The organism is Actinokineospora auranticolor, assembly GCF_041897805.1.
GTDB lineage: Bacteria > Actinomycetota > Actinomycetes > Mycobacteriales > Pseudonocardiaceae > Actinokineospora > Actinokineospora auranticolor.
The window spans coordinates 4,323,600-4,338,300 of the sequence record NZ_CP154825.1; the positions used below are offsets into that span (position 1 = coordinate 4,323,600).

At 71.0% G+C, this 14,701-nt stretch carries 19 protein-coding genes; 6 read left to right on the top strand and 13 right to left on the bottom strand.

Annotated features, from left to right (window positions below; translation table 11 throughout):
• Positions 1 to 173: 173 nt before the first annotated feature.
• The 3 genes from V5P93_RS19060 to V5P93_RS19070 all read right to left on the bottom strand — a co-directional run bounded on the left by V5P93_RS19060 (position 174) and on the right by V5P93_RS19070 (position 2,725).
• Complete coding sequence (locus V5P93_RS19060) at positions 174 to 1,553, bottom strand: DEAD/DEAH box helicase (RefSeq protein ID WP_104480580.1); 1,380 nt, start codon at positions 1,551 to 1,553, stop codon at positions 174 to 176.
• Between the two features lie 438 nt (positions 1,554 to 1,991).
• A complete protein-coding gene (locus tag V5P93_RS19065; protein WP_245931418.1) occupies positions 1,992 to 2,504 on the bottom strand; it encodes a DUF6292 family protein in 513 nt (170 codons plus the stop codon).
• 17 nt (positions 2,505 to 2,521) lie between these two features.
• Positions 2,522 to 2,725 (bottom strand): cold-shock protein, encoded by a 204-nt coding sequence (locus V5P93_RS19070; protein ID WP_104480581.1) that lies wholly within the window; start codon positions 2,723 to 2,725, stop codon positions 2,522 to 2,524.
• Between the two features lie 567 nt (positions 2,726 to 3,292).
• On the opposite strand from V5P93_RS19070, the gene V5P93_RS19075 reads away from it, so the two are divergent.
• The gene (locus V5P93_RS19075; protein ID WP_104480582.1) at positions 3,293 to 4,306 is read left to right on the top strand and encodes an acyl-CoA desaturase; all 1,014 of its coding nucleotides are present in this window, start codon (positions 3,293 to 3,295) and stop codon (positions 4,304 to 4,306) included.
• A gap of 423 nt (positions 4,307 to 4,729) precedes the next feature.
• On the opposite strand, the gene V5P93_RS19080 is transcribed toward V5P93_RS19075, so the two are convergent.
• Both V5P93_RS19080 and V5P93_RS19085 read right to left on the bottom strand, forming a co-directional pair.
• Positions 4,730 to 4,906, bottom strand: a complete 177-nt coding sequence (locus V5P93_RS19080) for a hypothetical protein (RefSeq protein ID WP_181043619.1) — start codon at positions 4,904 to 4,906, stop codon at positions 4,730 to 4,732.
• A gap of 278 nt (positions 4,907 to 5,184) precedes the next feature.
• On the bottom strand, positions 5,185 to 5,310 hold the full coding sequence (locus V5P93_RS19085; protein WP_104480724.1) for a helix-turn-helix domain-containing protein: 126 nt from the start codon (positions 5,308 to 5,310) through the stop codon (positions 5,185 to 5,187).
• A 44-nt stretch (positions 5,311 to 5,354) separates the two neighbouring features.
• On the opposite strand from V5P93_RS19085, the gene V5P93_RS19090 reads away from it, so the two are divergent.
• Positions 5,355 to 5,786, top strand: a complete 432-nt coding sequence (locus V5P93_RS19090; RefSeq protein WP_245931419.1) for an SMP-30/gluconolactonase/LRE family protein — start codon at positions 5,355 to 5,357, stop codon at positions 5,784 to 5,786.
• Positions 5,787 to 5,793: 7 nt separating this feature from the next.
• Here the strand turns inward: V5P93_RS19090 and V5P93_RS19095 are convergent, their stop codons facing one another.
• From V5P93_RS19095 to V5P93_RS19110, 4 genes are all read right to left on the bottom strand, one after another.
• Positions 5,794 to 6,174 (bottom strand): STAS domain-containing protein, encoded by a 381-nt coding sequence (locus V5P93_RS19095; RefSeq protein ID WP_146108157.1) that lies wholly within the window; start codon positions 6,172 to 6,174, stop codon positions 5,794 to 5,796.
• Positions 6,141 to 7,493, bottom strand: coding sequence for a hypothetical protein (locus tag V5P93_RS19100; protein ID WP_146108129.1), 1,353 nt, complete (start codon positions 7,491 to 7,493; stop codon positions 6,141 to 6,143). Before V5P93_RS19100 ends, V5P93_RS19095 begins: the two co-directional genes overlap by 34 nt.
• A 198-nt stretch (positions 7,494 to 7,691) precedes the next feature.
• A complete protein-coding gene (locus V5P93_RS19105; protein ID WP_146108130.1) occupies positions 7,692 to 7,922 on the bottom strand; it encodes a hypothetical protein in 231 nt (76 codons plus the stop codon).
• Positions 7,919 to 8,719, bottom strand: coding sequence for a P-loop NTPase fold protein (locus V5P93_RS19110; RefSeq protein WP_146108131.1), 801 nt, complete (start codon positions 8,717 to 8,719; stop codon positions 7,919 to 7,921). Before V5P93_RS19110 ends, V5P93_RS19105 begins: the two co-directional genes overlap by 4 nt.
• Positions 8,720 to 9,707: 988 nt before the next feature.
• Between V5P93_RS19110 and V5P93_RS19115 the strand changes: the two genes are divergently transcribed.
• Entirely contained in the window at positions 9,708 to 11,225 is a 1,518-nt protein-coding gene (locus tag V5P93_RS19115) for a carboxypeptidase regulatory-like domain-containing protein (protein ID WP_181043620.1), read from the top strand.
• A gap of 90 nt (positions 11,226 to 11,315) precedes the next feature.
• Here the strand turns inward: V5P93_RS19115 and V5P93_RS19120 are convergent, their stop codons facing one another.
• From V5P93_RS19120 to V5P93_RS19130, 3 genes are all read right to left on the bottom strand, one after another.
• A complete protein-coding gene (locus V5P93_RS19120; protein WP_342752292.1) occupies positions 11,316 to 12,098 on the bottom strand; it encodes an NAD(P)-binding domain-containing protein in 783 nt (260 codons plus the stop codon).
• Between the two features lie 18 nt (positions 12,099 to 12,116).
• The gene (locus V5P93_RS19125) at positions 12,117 to 12,308 is read right to left on the bottom strand and encodes a hypothetical protein (protein WP_245931421.1); all 192 of its coding nucleotides are present in this window, start codon (positions 12,306 to 12,308) and stop codon (positions 12,117 to 12,119) included.
• Positions 12,309 to 12,737: 429 nt separating this feature from the next.
• A complete protein-coding gene (locus V5P93_RS19130) occupies positions 12,738 to 12,905 on the bottom strand; it encodes a hypothetical protein (protein ID WP_374066642.1) in 168 nt (55 codons plus the stop codon).
• Between the two features lie 30 nt (positions 12,906 to 12,935).
• Here V5P93_RS19130 and V5P93_RS19135 point away from each other — a divergent pair, with 30 nt between their 5' ends.
• From V5P93_RS19135 to V5P93_RS19145, 3 genes are all read left to right on the top strand, one after another.
• Positions 12,936 to 13,154 (top strand): hypothetical protein, encoded by a 219-nt coding sequence (locus V5P93_RS19135; RefSeq protein WP_374066511.1) that lies wholly within the window; start codon positions 12,936 to 12,938, stop codon positions 13,152 to 13,154.
• Positions 13,057 to 13,284 (top strand): hypothetical protein, encoded by a 228-nt coding sequence (locus V5P93_RS19140; protein ID WP_374065044.1) that lies wholly within the window; start codon positions 13,057 to 13,059, stop codon positions 13,282 to 13,284. The genes V5P93_RS19135 and V5P93_RS19140 overlap by 98 nt, the downstream gene beginning before the upstream one ends.
• Before the next feature lie 123 nt (positions 13,285 to 13,407).
• A complete protein-coding gene (locus tag V5P93_RS19145; RefSeq protein ID WP_104480588.1) occupies positions 13,408 to 13,920 on the top strand; it encodes a hypothetical protein in 513 nt (170 codons plus the stop codon).
• Between the two features lie 28 nt (positions 13,921 to 13,948).
• Here the strand turns inward: V5P93_RS19145 and V5P93_RS19150 are convergent, their stop codons facing one another.
• A complete protein-coding gene (locus V5P93_RS19150) occupies positions 13,949 to 14,680 on the bottom strand; it encodes a hypothetical protein (protein ID WP_146108132.1) in 732 nt (243 codons plus the stop codon).
• Positions 14,681 to 14,701: the final 21 nt, after the last annotated feature.

Sequence of the window (14,701 nt, forward strand, 5' to 3'; positions counted from 1 at the left end):
GCCGCGAACCTGGTGTCCAGTCCGGCTGCTGTACCGCCAAGGCTTGACGGACAGCGCATCTAGCGCGCCGCAACCATCCACCTAGGACGATTCGCTGTCATCCCGCGTGGCCGCCTGAGCCACGTTGCGTACCTCCGACACCGTTCGGTGGCCTCGACTGTCGGTGGCACGACTCAGCGGTGACGACGCCCGGCCTTCGTACCCGCGGAGAACGCGGCGGCCGAACCCGAGGCGGGCGCCCGGGTGTCGCGGCCCTCCGGTCGCGCCGCCCGCGCCGTCCGTGTGGCCGAGGCGCGCCGCTGACGCCGACCGCGGTCCTCGGGAGGCGCCGCGGCCGACGCGGGGACGAGAACGCGTTCGCCGGGCACGAGTTCGGCGAGCAGCGGATGGCCGGGCAGCAGCCGGGTGATGGTCGGCGTGATCCCGGCCTTGCGGCTCAGCTCGCGCGCCCCCGCCACCTGCTCGTCGGTCATCAGCGTGATGACCGTGCCCGCGGCGCCCGCCCGGGCGGTGCGCCCCGAGCGGTGCAGGTATGCCTTGTGCTCCTCCGGCGGGTCCGCGTGGATGACCACCTCGACACCGTCGACGTGGATACCGCGGGCGGCGACGTCGGTCGCCACCAGCGTGGTGACCGACCCGCCCGCGAACGCGGCCAGGTTGCGGGTCCGGGCGTTCTGGCCGAGGTCGCCGTGCAGCTCGACCGCGGGCACCCCGGCGGCCACCAGCCGACGCGTCAGCCTGGTCGCGGCGCGCTTGGTGCGGGTGAACACCAGGGATCGCCCCGGCGCCGAGGTCAGGTCGACCAGCACCGGCATCCGGTCGTCGGCGCGCACGTGCAGCATGTGGTGCGCCATGGTGTCGACCGGGGACTGCGCGGAGTCGACGCTGCGGGTCACCGGATCGTGCAGGTACCGGCGCACCAGGACGTCCACCCCCGCGTCCAGGGTGGCCGAGAAGAACAGCCGCTGACCGTCGCTCGGGGTCCGGTCCAGCAGCCTGCGGACCACCGGGAGGAAACCGAGGTCGGCCATGTGGTCGGCCTCGTCCAACACGGTCGTGCGCACCGCGTCCAAGCGCACGTGGCCCGCCTCCACGTGGTCGACGAGCCTGCCGGGGCAGGCGACCACCAGGTCGATCCCGGCCCGGAGGGCGGTGATCTGCGGACCGGGGCGCACTCCGCCGAACACCGCGAGGACGCGCAGGCCGAGCGCGCGGGCCAGCGGGGCAGCCGACGCCTCGATCTGGCAGGCGAGTTCACGGGTCGGCGCGAGCACCAGCGCCCGCGGTCGGCCGGGCGCCCGCCGCGCGGGCTCCGCCGCCAACTTGGCCAGGACCGGGATCAGGAAGGCGTAGGTCTTGCCGGAGCCGGTCCGACCCCGCCCCAGGACGTCGCGTCCGGCGAGGGAGTCCGGCAGGGTGGCGGCCTGGATGGGGAACGGCCGGTGCACACCCGCGCCCGCCAGCGCCTGGACCAGGGCGGCGGGCACGCCGAGCGCGTCGAAAGAGGTCTGGCCGGTGTCGGCCGCAGGGGTGGTGAGGCGGCGCGCCGCCATGGAGTTCTCCGAACGTGGAAGGGCGTCCTGCCCGGCGCATCGGGCCGCGGCGCGTGGTCGCCGACTCAATGGGACCCGCGGCAGAACCAGGCGGGCCCTGGACCTGAAGCGTAGCACCCACGCCACCGCCACGCGCCCACGTTCGGATCCGGCCCGCGTGTCGCGCACCGCCGGACCGGTTCCGACCGCGCGCGGAGCCGGTCCGGCACTCCGACCATTGTGGACGGATGTGGGTCGGTCGGGGGTTCAGCGCGGAGAGCGGTCAGGTTCAACGGCGCCAAGGGTTTCCGCTTCTCGGACTCCGGTTTCCGGCGCACAGGACGATCCGGGACTGGGACATGTCGCGGCCAAGCAGGCCCTCGACCGAGGATCGTGTCGGGGCGTTGTCGACGCGGTTCGCGCGGATCCGTTCGCGCATGCCCGGTGCCGCCGTGCTCCCTACGCCGGGCGGGCGACCATGCGCCCAGCCAGGGCGCTCCGATCGATCCGGGTGGGTGTGGGCCCTCCGCCGCCGTACCGGTGGCCGCCGACGACGTCGCTGACGAACCGCGCGACCGAGGCGGGTGCAGGTGCGATCTCGGCGCCGAGGTGGCAGATCACGGGGGGTTGGTCGTTGCCGCACGGCTCGATCGCGATGGACCAGCCGAGTCGTTCGTCCCAGACGAGCATGAGGTCGCGCAGCGGGAGTGCGGCGACGCGGGCGGTGAGTCCGATGTAGGCGGTGGCCGTGTCGGTGACCTCGTGCGTCACCGCGTCGGAGGGCACACCGATCCGCTCGGCCACCTGGCGGACGTACACCGCGAGGGCGGTTTCCAGTTCCCGGCTCCCGGCGTCCGCAGCGGACTTCGGGTCGGCGCCGGGCACCGCGTGCATCTGGTCGCGCCGGGCGGGGCGCAGCAGCGCCACCGCGCGGGTGGCGCCGCCCGGCGCCCGCGACGAACGCGGGCGCACCGGCGGCGTGGTGGTGCTCAGAGGACCGACACCGCCGTGGCCTGCGGGCCCCGGTTGCCCTGGCCGACGTCGAACTGCACCCTGGCGTTCTCGTCCAGGCTGCGGAAACCGCCACCGGTGATCTCCGAGTAGTGGACGAACAGGTCGGCGCCACCGTCGTCAGGGGAGATGAAACCGAACCCCTTCTCCGAGTTGAACCACTTCACAGTGCCCTGGGCCATGGAATCTCCTTGCCGCTGTAACATGTGCCCACCTCGGCCGAGGTGGGCGGGCTGCGAGCGCGGGATCAAGAGGCCCGGATGGGCACCGATGCGACGCTCGCCAAAAACCTCTGCGGGCGTCGATGATCAACGAACACAAAAATCTTCAACCGGTCCCAGTGGAACACACCCGCGCGGGGCGGTCAAGGAATGGCCCACCCTTCACCCACGTGCGGTGGTGGTTGTCCACCGGAGCGCGTAGCGTCCGTACTGCGGGTTCGCGCCGAACTTGCCAATCCGGGTGATGAGGACCTCGACGACGCCACCCGGCCGATGCCGAACCCCACCCGACTCCGGGGCCCCGGCTGGGCGCTCAACGCCGCCGGCCCCGCTCACCCCTCCGCCTGCGCGATCCGCCGCAGGCCAGTCCTGAGGAGTTCCCTTGTCACACCCACGCGCGGGCTCCGCGCGCCCGCCGGTCTCACCAGTCGTGTTCAGCCATCCCGCGGCCGAACCGGCCCGCCATACCCCGACCCCCGCCGACCAGCTCCGCTCACGCGAGATCGGGTTCTCCGCGGCGCGGCGCCCGTGAGCGCGGGCACGCTCGACACCGCCACCTACGCCCACCTGCTCGCGCAAGTGCGCGACGCCGGGCTCCTGCGCCGAAGGCACGGGTACTACGCCGTCGTGATCACCGCCAACCTGCTCGCGTTCGCCGGGGCGTGGGTCGGCTTCGCCTTCCTGGGCGACTCGTGGTGGCAGCTGCTGATCGCGGCGCTGCTGGCCGTGCTGTTCGCCCAGCTGGCATTCGTCGGGCACGACGCCGGGCACAAGCAGATCTTCCGCACCCGTCGACCGAACGACGCGGTCGGTGTCGTGCACGGCGGTCTGGTCGGCATGAGCTACCAGTGGTGGGTCCACGGGCACAACCGGCACCACGCCAACCCCAACCACGAGGAACACGACCCCGACCTCGACATCTCGGCACTGGCCTTCACCGCGGGCCAAGCCAGCGGGAAGCGCGGGTTGCTCCGCTGGATGGCCAAGCACCAGGCCCTCCTGTTCTTCCCCCTGATCACGCTCGAGGGGCTGAACCTGCACGTGTCGGGGGTCGGGGCGGTGTGGCGCGGTGAGACGAGGGCGCGCCGGCTGGAAGGCGCGCTTCTCTCCGCGCACATCGCCGGTTACCTCACCGCGGTGTTCATCGTGCTCTCGCCGGGCGTCGCGGTGCTGTTCATCGTCGTGCACCAAGCGCTCTGGGGTGTGTACATGGGGTGCGCGTTCGCACCGAACCACAAGGGGATGCCAACCGTGACCGGGGACCCGCCCGACTTCCTGCGCAGGCAGGTGCTGACCTCGCGCAACATCCGCGGCGGAAGGCTCACCGACTTCGTCCTCGGCGGCCTGAACTACCAGATCGAGCACCACCTGTTCCCGAACATGCCCCGCCCGCACCTGCGCCGCGCCCAGCCGATCGTGGAGGAGTTCTGCCGCGAGCACGGCATCCCGTACACCCAGACCGGTCTGCTGGACTCCTACCGGCAGGTACTCGGCCACCTGCACCGGCTCGGCGCCCCGCTGCGCACTGCCACGTCGACCTGAACAGCGTCCTGCTGGAGCAGAACCACGCCCGCGCCCCGAGTACCGCACAGTCCGCTACGGACGTCCGCGGGCACCTGCCCGAACTTCTCGAGCACCGCCGCGAGCCGGGCCCTGGCGTGCCGCGGGCTCGGCGGTGCCGACGGCTACACCGCCCCAGCCGAGTTCAAGGCCGTCCACCGGCCGCTGCAACGCCGACAACCGATCCCCGCTCCTGCCGGCGGCACGCTGTTGGTCACCGCCCTGTCCGGCGCGCTGCTGGCTCTCACCTGCGGCACCTGGCGGGAGAACTCCCGGGAGGTGCCGTTCACGCTGTGGGGCATGGTGGACAGCATCGGGTTCGAAGCGCTGCTGGTACTGGTGTTGGTGGTGGTGCCCATGCCACGGCGACAGCGTTGTCCGGACAACCGAAACCGCACTGCGGTCTCATGTGGACACAAGGTACGTGGAGTGCTCACCGTCGACAACGCGCTGACCGCAGATCGGGTACAGGCACACCCAGGAGAACAGCGGCTGACCCGCGTTCCTGGCCCGACCGGCCAACGCCACCAACTCCCCCACCACCGCCGCCACATCCGGCACGTCGGCGATCGCATCGCGCACCCGGGAGGCACCTCCAACACCCTCAGTCCCGCAGCCCACGGGTCATCCTCCTCCGGGTAACCCGCGGGCTGCGGGGTCATCGTCCGCCCCGGCCCCAGCTCGGGAAAACGGGACGCTTCGGCGATCACCAAACGGCGCAGGGCGAGTACGCGGGGTTGGAGCACGGCGAGCCGGTTGAGGTCCGCGGCTAGGTCGTCGCAGGCGCCGAGCTGCTCGATCCCGGCGGAAAGGGCGTCGGCCACCGCGTTGACGGCCCCGCAGACCATCTCGGCGAAGAGTCACTCCTTACCGCCGAAGTGCTGGTAGAGGGTCTGTTCGGCGACGTACGCGGTGCGGGCGATCGCGTCCATGCTGGTCCCGCGGAACCCGTTGTCGAGGAACGCTGTGGCGGCCGCCTCGAGGATCGCCGCCTGCCTGCGGTCGGCGCGATTTCCGCCTGGAGGCTACCGTGGTCGTTTCGCTCCCCTCCCCGCAGCTGTTCACCGGCGGCATGGTGCCCACCCCCGGCGGCCCGACCCTGGTGGTCGCCGAGTCCTTCGCCGGACGACTCACCGCCTTCGACATCGCCGCCGACGGCACGTTGTCCGGCCGCCGCGCCTGGGCGGAAGGCCTGGGGCCCGACGGCATCTGCGTCGACGCCGATGGCGGCATCTGGTGCCAAACCGCCGACACCCGAGCACACACGGGAAGCGGCCCCCGCGGGGGCGGTGACATCACCCACCACGTCGAGACCGATCTGCCCTGCTCCTCGTGCGCGCTCGGCGGCCCCGAGGGGCGGCACCTTTTCCTGCTGTGCAACGAGTTTGACAGCGTCGACCAGCTCCAAGCAGTCCTCGCCCGGCGCAGCGCACGCGTCTACGTCACCGAGGTGCCGCGGTAGAGCGCCGCTATTCGTCCCGGTGCCCCGGTTGGTCGACGAAGGGGAAGATCGTGCCGCGCCCGCTGAGGTCGAGCACCCGCCGCACCGGGTCCGCCGGGGTGGCGGCCACGACGAGCCGCCGCCCGGTGGCCGTGGCGCGTCTGGTGGGGCGCAGCAGCACCGACAACCCGGCCGAGTCCGTGGACGTCACCCCTGTGAGGTCCACGTCCACCGGCGCGGACCCGTGGTCGGTGGCGAAGGCGGCGTCGAGCGCGTCGCGGAGCTCGCCCGCGCCGAGATCGTGCGGATGTGGCGATCGCCGGGCGCCCCCAGCATGTGTTGGCGGAGCGCACCCGGGCGGGCCGCCACGGGGTGTCAGTCCGGTGGCGTCGCCTTGCTCGGGAGGCAGTCGTCGATCAGTGCGAGTAGGAGCGGGTGGTGGGCGTACACCGCGGTGAAGCGGCTCCTGACTGGTTCGAAGTCCAGGCCTGCCCGGTCGTGCAGGAGGGCCGCCTCGGCGAGCAGGCCCGCGGCGCGCGCGAAGCCGAGGTGGCCGCTGCGGTGGTCCACCGTCTGCACGGCGGCGTGGAGGATGGTCGAGATCGCCTCCGCCGGGTGGGTGGCGGCCCGGCGGCGGGCAAGGGCGAGCAGGTCCGCGCTGTCGAGACCGAACTCGCGCGCCGCGGCCCAGGCTCCCGCGATGTCGCCACCCGCGACCAAGTGGTCGACCAGGGGTGTGCACGCTCTGGGGCCCGGTCCCGCCGCGAGTTCGCGCAGGTGGGCCAGGACTCGACCGGTGGCGTAGGTCTCTGCGCCGAGCGGGGCCGAAGCGGCGAGGAGTTCGCGGTAGCGGCGTTCGTCCGGGTGCCGAGTGAACAGGTCCCAGCACCGACGGGCGTGCTCCCGGTGATCGCCGCGCCGTGCCATGGCCCTCGCGTGGCGGCTCGGGTCGTCGTGCACGTCGGGGTGGAGCTCGTCGTGGAGGTAGCGGATGGTCCGCGAATGGTCGTCGTCATCGTCGGTGACGCGGCGGCGCGCTTCGTTCACCAGGTGGCGGTAGGACACCAGACCGTCCTCGCCCAGGATGTCGACGACATCGGCGAGCTCCAGCGCGAACAGCGAATCCGTCTGTGTCTGGAGGTCGATCACCCATTCGGCGAGCTCGTCACCGCGCGCTGGTTCGGCGCGGCACGTGTCGGTGAATCCCGCGATGACCCGTTCCAGGCTGCGCAGAACGGATTCCTCCACTTCCTCGGAGTCGACGTAGACCTGCTGGCGCACCAAGACCCCAAGCAGGTCCTGGTAGCACGGCCGAACGAGGGCGGGGTAGCCCTCCTGGCTGGATACCTCCAGGTCGGCCAGCAGTGCATCGAGCAATTCCGACCACCGCGCGAGGTTCGTGCTCGCGATCCTGCCGAACCGGCCCAGATCACCAATCCGATGCCGCAGCGACACGACGTCCGGCGGCCCGAACTGCGCGAGCGCGGACAGGGCGGTGGCGGTGCAGTGCGCGCAGAACACCCCTGCCAGGCCTGCTGGGCACGTGCACGAGTGGTCCATTCCGCCGTCGGCCTTGGCCAACCGGACTCGCTCGTCCGTGCCGACGACGTCCGCGACCAACTCGTCCCGGGACAGAACAGGGTCGGCGAGGTAGAGGTACGGGTAGGCGAGCTCCCTGTACCCGGGGCCGGCGAGCCGGGCGACGTCGTTTTCATCGAACCAGAGCACTCACCGATCCAACCAGACACGCCCACCCGGGTTCGGTGACGTCTGACTCGATCCGCGACAGGACGGCCGTCCCGGTCCACTCCCGCCGGTTCGGGTCCGCGTCACCGATGATGGTGAGGGTTACCGAGACGACGATCAGCGTCACACCGATCACGGCAAGCGCCCACACCACTATCGTGCCCGGGTCTCGTCGTGCGCTCATTGCGGCCTCTTTTCCCCTCGGCAGTCGGATAACGGGCTCGGGGTGGAGTCGTCGCGTCGGTGGCGTTTCACGAGCGCGCCGACGATCAAGCCCCCTGTCAGACCGCCGACCATGCCGCCGATCCCGGGCACCTTGTCGTGCAGGAAGGTCATCGCCAAGACGGCCGCGACGAGGTAGATCGCGACGAAGACGACGGTTTTGGCGGCTGGTGGTTTCGCCGTCCTCACCCCCGCTTCCCGGGTGCGCGCGGAGACCTCCGCCGCCACAGGGCGCCGCCGATGACGATGGCGCCGAGACCCTCGGTGTGTCGGACGTGCATCTGGACCACCAGCAGCACCCCCAGCGCGTTCGCGACGCGTTTGATCATGCGGGGATTGGGCGGGACCAGGTCCGCGTAGGTGTGCGGCAAGTGGTCGCCGCGCGCCCGCAGGGCCTCCGGGGTGGCCTCACTGCGCACGTACCCGAGTTGTTCCCGCGTCCAGCGGCGCAGCCAGGCGACCATGCCAGCGAGGGCAACCAGGGTCGCGGGCGACCGCAGCGTCCGCGCCACCACCGACCACGCCTGCATGACGACGCGGACGACCCGTGGCCTCGACCGGCGCACCTCCCGCTCGATCGCGGCGCCCAGCGACCACCACTCCGGCGCCACCGCGCCGTCCCGCCACGCCTCGTAGTCCCCCACGACCGGCGGGGTCCAGGACGGGCCGTGCGTGTGCTCGTCGTGCAGGGGCAGCTTGACCAGCGTGCTCTTGCCCCCGCCCCACGGCCCGTCGACGTGCACCACCGCGTTGGTGCTGTCGGAGTGCGCGGCCAGCTGACCCAGCAGCCCCTCCAGGTGCGCGGCGAGAATCCGTCGGCCGAGCTTGTCCTCGACCCGGGCGGAGTCGATCTGCGCGCGGACGGACACAGCCGGTCGCGCGTTCCAGGGCGTTGCCGCGACAGTCACGGTGATGGCCAGGCCCCATACCGCGCCGCTGCCGTGCTGGCGCACCGACCCGATCGGCTGCCCGTCTCGACGTCCCACTGGCGGATCGTGCCGTTGGCCGAGCCGGTCACCAGGGTGGGTCGGCCATCGGCCAGCGGACCGACCGCCATGGCCCGTACCGCGGCGGCGTGGTCACTGAACGGCTCACCGACCGGTTCGCCCGTCTCGACATCCAAGCGGTGGATCCGGCCGTCGTCCTCGCCGGAGAACAAGACCGTCGAGCGCCTCGGCAACGCCCCAGGCGGATGCGGATGTGCCCGCGGCGTATTTGTTACCTCGTCCTGTGTTGTACCGCCGAACGAGCGGGTCAGGCCCCCTGTGACCAGGATCTGCGCGGCTCGACCCCGCTGGTACCGCTCCGGCCGTACGTCGTGACCCGGTGAGTGACGCTGCCTCACCCACACGGCCGAGTCCGGGATGATCGCGGCCCACGCGAGGTATAGGTCACGATGTTCTGGCGGCAGTACGACGGAAGAGTGTGTCAGGGCGGAAACATCGTCGAAGTCCTCGCGGACCGGAGCCCACGCGGCTGCCGACTATCCGGTTGACCGGAATCCCCACTCCCTGTGCCCGACGCTACCGATGTCTCGATGCGGTCATGAAACTCGACTTCGCGCAACGTCGGCCGTGCTTGGACGTCGCCCGGTGTGAAGGTCCCGGTGATCAGAGGGCCCCGCACCGCGCCCGCGCCGCCCTGGTGCCGCCTCGACTGACCATTGTGGACATTGGTCTACGGCTACGAATCGAGGGGAAGAGGATGACCGACAGACAACCACCCCGAACAGCCGCCATCGCCTGTCTGCCCTTGGTGGCAACCCTTCTGCTGGCGGTTGCCACCACTGCGTGGGCGGATCAGGGGACGACCGAACAATCCACGACAGCCACAACCACAACGTCCGATGTCCCCACGACCACGTCCGGTCCGACAAGCCCGACAACGCAACCACCCACCACCCACGCGCCGGAACCCACCGCAACAACGCCAACGATCACAACCCCGCCCACCGCAGTCCCGGCGCCCTCGAAGGTGAGCGGTGATTCCGCCGAAGAGAAATCGGATCTTCGGGTCACCCTCGAATTCCTCCAGCCCGCCTACGACATCCGCGACACCGCGCAGTTGCGCCTTTCGGTGACCAACACCGGAACCGCGCCTGCCCACAACCTCACCCTCACCACCTCCGGCCCGCTGACACCCACGTGGTACCCCCTCCCGTCCCCGTGGACGATCGAGCCCGACGCGTCCATCGAGGCGACCGCTGCGATGGACCTGTCCCGGCTCGCAGGCGCGGGGCCGCTGACCATCACCGCCACCGTCCTCGCCGACACTCCCGACGCCGACCCGTCGGACAACACGGCGAGTGCCACCGCCACGGTCACCCAGCAGCGTTCCGCGTACACCGGCACCGTCTACGGCGACGCCAATGCCGATAGCGTGCGGCAACCGGGTGAGGAGTTGGCGAATGCACTGGTGACCGTATCCGGTGGTACCCCTGCGGGCACCTATCGGACGCGCACCGATACCGATGGGCACTTCGCCTTTCAAGACCTACCGGTGGGCAGGTACGAGATCGGTGTCGAGGCCGCATCCGATGGCTGGGTCTTCCGTAGGAACTCCATCGACACCACCGCGGACCGGGAAACCGTCATGGACCTGTTCGGGGTACGCGACCTCACCGGTGCCTTCACCGCGTCGATGCGCTTCGACAACAATCTCAACCGCGCCGCGGAAACCGTCCCTCTGACGATCCGGCTGACCAACCTCGGCGGGACGCCGATCACCGGCCTGCACGCGTGGTGCGAGTCCGGGGGACCGGAGGGCGACGACCTCGGCGGACTCGGGACCTACACCGGAGTGAGCATCGCCGCCCGCTCAACGGCGGTCGTGCACGCGCGAACCACGATTCACCGGTCCACGGAGCCGGGAACCAACTACGTGGTCTCGTGCCATTTCGGCCTCTTTTCCGGTTTCCCCGGTGTCGTCGACGCCCGGGCGGTGACGCGCGTGGCGCCCGGCTACGCCACCCTCTCCGGCTTTGTGGTCGTGCTCGACGGCTACACGTCCTGCTACCCGGTCATCTTCCCCCGCTGCGGTGGCCCGCGCGCACGCGGCCAGGCAGGCGTTCCGGTGTACCTCGCCGACTCGACGGGTCGTGTGGTGGTCCGCACCGTGAGCGGCGAGCGTGGGGAGTTCGCGTTCGCGCCGGTGATAGAGGGGACCTACAGCATCGGCGTGGCGGGCCCGTGGCGGATCGTGACGACGCGGACCGACCGGCCCTACCCGTTCCGGCTGCGACCGGGGCCGGACCTCACCCGCGTGTGGGTCGAGCCGGGCCCCGAGCAGCGAGAGCCGACTCCGCCCCCGACCCGCCCGGCGCCGCCCGTGGTGCCGCCGCGGGGCGTGCAGGTCGCGCACCCGGTGCCGGTGACCCGGCCGGGTGATCTCGCCCAGACCGGGGTGGACCCGGCGTGGTCGGTCGTGTCCGGTCTGCTGGCCGTGCTGCTCGGCGCCTTCCTGATCCGCCGAAGCCGCCGCCCGCTGCGCTGATATCGCCGGGTGCGTGTGGCCACCGTCGCGGTGGCCACACGCACCGCAGTCGGTCCATCCGGACGACACCGTCGGGGCCGACCGAACGGGTCACCACCGGGTCAGCTCGCCGAAGAAGTCCGGGATCTCCACCGCCTCGCCGCGGGCGCGGGCCACGGTGAGCACGTGCGCCCCGACCGCGATGTCGAGCACTCCCAGGCCGAACGGGGAGAACACCACCGGGCGGTCCGGCGTCAGCTCCAACTCCCCGGCGCGCACCTGTGCGAGCGTGCCCGCGATGAAGTCGCGGTGGCCCAACAGTTGTTCGGTCAGGTGCGGCGACGTGTTCGCCGTCAGGCAGTGCTCCACGTCGTCGACGACGTTGTGCGCGGCCAGGAGTACCTCCGGCGGCAGGTCGCGCAGGGAGATGTCGAGCACGAGCTGCCCCGGTGCGAACGGCTCGCGCACGTGCGGCGCCGCCGCGGTCGTCGCGAACACCACGACGTCGGCCGCCAGCACCGGGGTGGGATCGGCGTGGAACGTCGCCGGGGCGACCGAGCGGGCGTGCTCGGCCAGGGCCGTTCCGGACCGCTCGTCCAGGTCGTGCACGCGGACCGCGGACGGTCGCACCCCGGCCGCGACCAGGTGGTCGAGGATGGCGCGGGCGATCACCCCGGCGCCCACCACGCCAACCACCGGCGCGGGCGCCGATCCCAGTGCCGCGGCGGCCAGCGCGGCGGAGGCGGCGGTGCGGGCCGAGCTGATGGTGGCCGCTTCGAGCAACGCGATCGGGTAGCCGGTGGCGTAGTCGTTGAGCACCAGCACGGCGGACGCGCGTGGCAGGCCGTCGCGGGTGTTGGCCGGGAAGCCGGCGATCCACTTCAGACCGGCCAGGTCGACGTCGCCGCCCGCTTAGGCGGGCAGGGCGATGATCCGCGCGTCCGGCTTGTCCGGGAAGCGCAGGAAGTAGCTGTCCGGATTGACCGTCACGCCTTTGTGGCGCGCGCGGTAGGCGTCGTCGACGACCCCCTGCACGGCCGCGCGGTCGGCGTCCAGGATCCGCCGCACCACCGCGCCGGGCACCACGTCGAACGTCCGGGACATGTCAGACCACCTCTCGCGGGAGCGCGGCCTACCACCGGCGCGCCACCCAGTCGTCGTACCCGCTGTCCAGGTGGCGGTCCCCGAAGATCCGGGAGGCTCGCCACCACCACACTCCCCGCACGCTGGTCCACGCCGTGCGGCGATGGCTGCGACGAGTTCGTCCAGAACGGCCCGCTTGCCCGGACCCGCTTCCCGCCCGGCGACGGCGCGGAACTCGTCGCCTGTGAGGGCGGTGTCCCGCGCGTCACCGGAGAACACGAGCTTTTGACGGTCTTGGGGAGCCCGCTTGGCCGGAGAACTCGTTGCGCACAGGAATCCGACCCGGTCACGGTATGGTCTGAGCGCGGTCAGCGGCCGCAACTCGACGGTACACGTGCGTGCCTTCGTCCACGCCCCGCCCAAGGTCGAGCTGCACGTCCACCTGGTGGGTTAGGGGGTGGGCACCGTTCTCGCCGTCGCGCACGGCACCCGGGTGCGCGCTACGCCGAGGCCACCGTCACGCCCTACAACCACCTCCTCGATGGCGTGCCCGGCGACGAGCTGCTCACCGGGCATGCCGAGGGCCGTGCCGCCGCGGCCGCCGAGCGGATCGGCCACGGCACCAGCCGCGCCACGGACCCGGCTCTGATGGCGCACCTCGCCGAACACCAGATCCCGCTGGAGGTGTGCCCGACCTCCAACGTCCGGACCCGGCAGGTCGACTCGATCGCCACCCACCCCGGTCCGGCGCATACTCGACCACGGCTTGGTGGTCACCCTCAACACCGACGAACCGCCCATGTTCGGCGCCACCCTGGAGGGCGAGTACCTCGCGGTGGCCACCGCACTGGACCTGCGCGCGGTTGACCTGGCACAGCTCGCGGGCACCGTGGTGACCGCCTCGTTCCTCAACGCCGCGAGCGGGTCCAGGCTGCTCGCCGAGATCGACTCGGTCGTCCGCGGCCGACTGCCCGAATGCCGTGTCAGCGACATCTGACCGCCATCCCCCGCACAAGCTGGGGAACCCGTACCCGGGATCGACCGGCCCGCGCCGCGGATCGCTGCCAACGACTTGATCAACCCTGTCCGGTCGCCCGGGAGCAGGTCGGATACTCCAGACATGTGGAAGATCGTTCCGGCCGCTCGCTGGCTCGCCGCCGCCCTCCTGGTCGTAGGTCCGCTGGTCGGGTTGTGGTTCGGGGTCGGCCACCTGCTCGGCTACCCCAAGTGGCTTCCCCACGACGGGTTCCTGATCGTCGACCGCTGTGACGAGGTGATGGGATCCTGGCAGTGCAACGGCGCCGTCGTCCCGGCGGACCCCTCGAAGACGGGGCGCATCAGCTACTACACGGTGGACTCGCTGCCCCAGTCGTTGCCGGAGGGGACACGGCTGCCAACGCAAATCCGCTCCGGCGACACCGGGGACATGGTCACCGGCCTGACGAGCACGGCCTTCCTGTTCGCCGTCGCGGTACCGCTGGTCGTGTGCGGGGTGATGCTCGCGCGTACCGCGGCCGGACACCGCGTGCACTTCGACGCGGGCTTCCCGACGCACGTCCTCTTCGGCGTGACGTTGGCCGCCGGGTTGGCACTGGCCCTTGTCTCCGGAATCGTCATCGAACTCCTGGTGTGACGGCGGGGCGGCCTTCGGCTCCGACCGGCTAGGGGCGGATTCCGACGGTCACCTCGTCCATGACCTGCAAGTCGGGCCCTTCCGGAATGCGCTGGTAGTTCCTGGGGTCCTCGCCCGGGTTGTCCGCGCCACTGTTGATCTGGTCACGCATCGCGCCGTGGATCAGGCTCGAGACCAGGGTGAGGGGAACCGTTCGGCGCGCCTGGACGACGTAGATCCGCACCTGCCGCGGATTGTTCATGGCTGGAGCCCAGTCGCAGTACCAGGTTCGGCCGTTGTCCGTCACCGGACACGGTCCGTCCTGCAGGTAGAAGACGCTCGAGTTCCCGCCGGAGGGTGGCACGTTGCCGATGAAGAACCAGACCGAGTCACCGGGAGGTAGCGTTTCTTCGATCCTCCCCGAGATCCGCGTCCGTCCCTGGACGACCTCGTCGTCGCCGGGGAAGAGGATCGACAACCTCCCTTCACCTGCCGACACGGTCCTGACCGCGGGTGTGCCCGCGGGAAGGAATATCAATGTCGCGGCCAGAGCCGCCCCGATGACGACGAGGGCAGAGCTGGAAACCGCGAATACAAGCGACGGTGACGAGTTCTTTACCTGAGAATACGACATGATGGCGCCCCCGATGACCATCATCGCGCCGACAGAGATCCCGAACCACCGTGCTCCACCGAAGATGTTGTGAGTCAATGACAAAATACCGACAACGGCCGACACGACAGAGGCGCCCGAGACCACGAGCGTCTTCAGTGAGCTCATGCCGGGCATGCTAAGTCTTGA

What these genes read in the sequence shown, in the direction of transcription:
- V5P93_RS19145 (WP_104480588.1), top strand. Translation starts at nt 13,408, where the DNA reads ATGTGGAAGATCGTTCCGGCCGCTCGCTGGCTCGCCGCCGCCCTCCTG.
- V5P93_RS19150 (WP_146108132.1), bottom strand. Translation starts at nt 14,680, where the DNA reads ATGAGCTCACTGAAGACGCTCGTGGTCTCGGGCGCCTCTGTCGTGTCG.
- V5P93_RS19070 (WP_104480581.1), bottom strand. Translation starts at nt 2,725, where the DNA reads ATGGCCCAGGGCACTGTGAAGTGGTTCAACTCGGAGAAGGGGTTCGGT.
- V5P93_RS19125 (WP_245931421.1), bottom strand. Translation starts at nt 12,308, where the DNA reads ATGTCCCGGACGTTCGACGTGGTGCCCGGCGCGGTGGTGCGGCGGATC.
- V5P93_RS19135 (WP_374066511.1), top strand. Translation starts at nt 12,936, where the DNA reads ATGGCGCACCTCGCCGAACACCAGATCCCGCTGGAGGTGTGCCCGACC.
- V5P93_RS19060 (WP_104480580.1), bottom strand. Translation starts at nt 1,553, where the DNA reads ATGGCGGCGCGCCGCCTCACCACCCCTGCGGCCGACACCGGCCAGACC.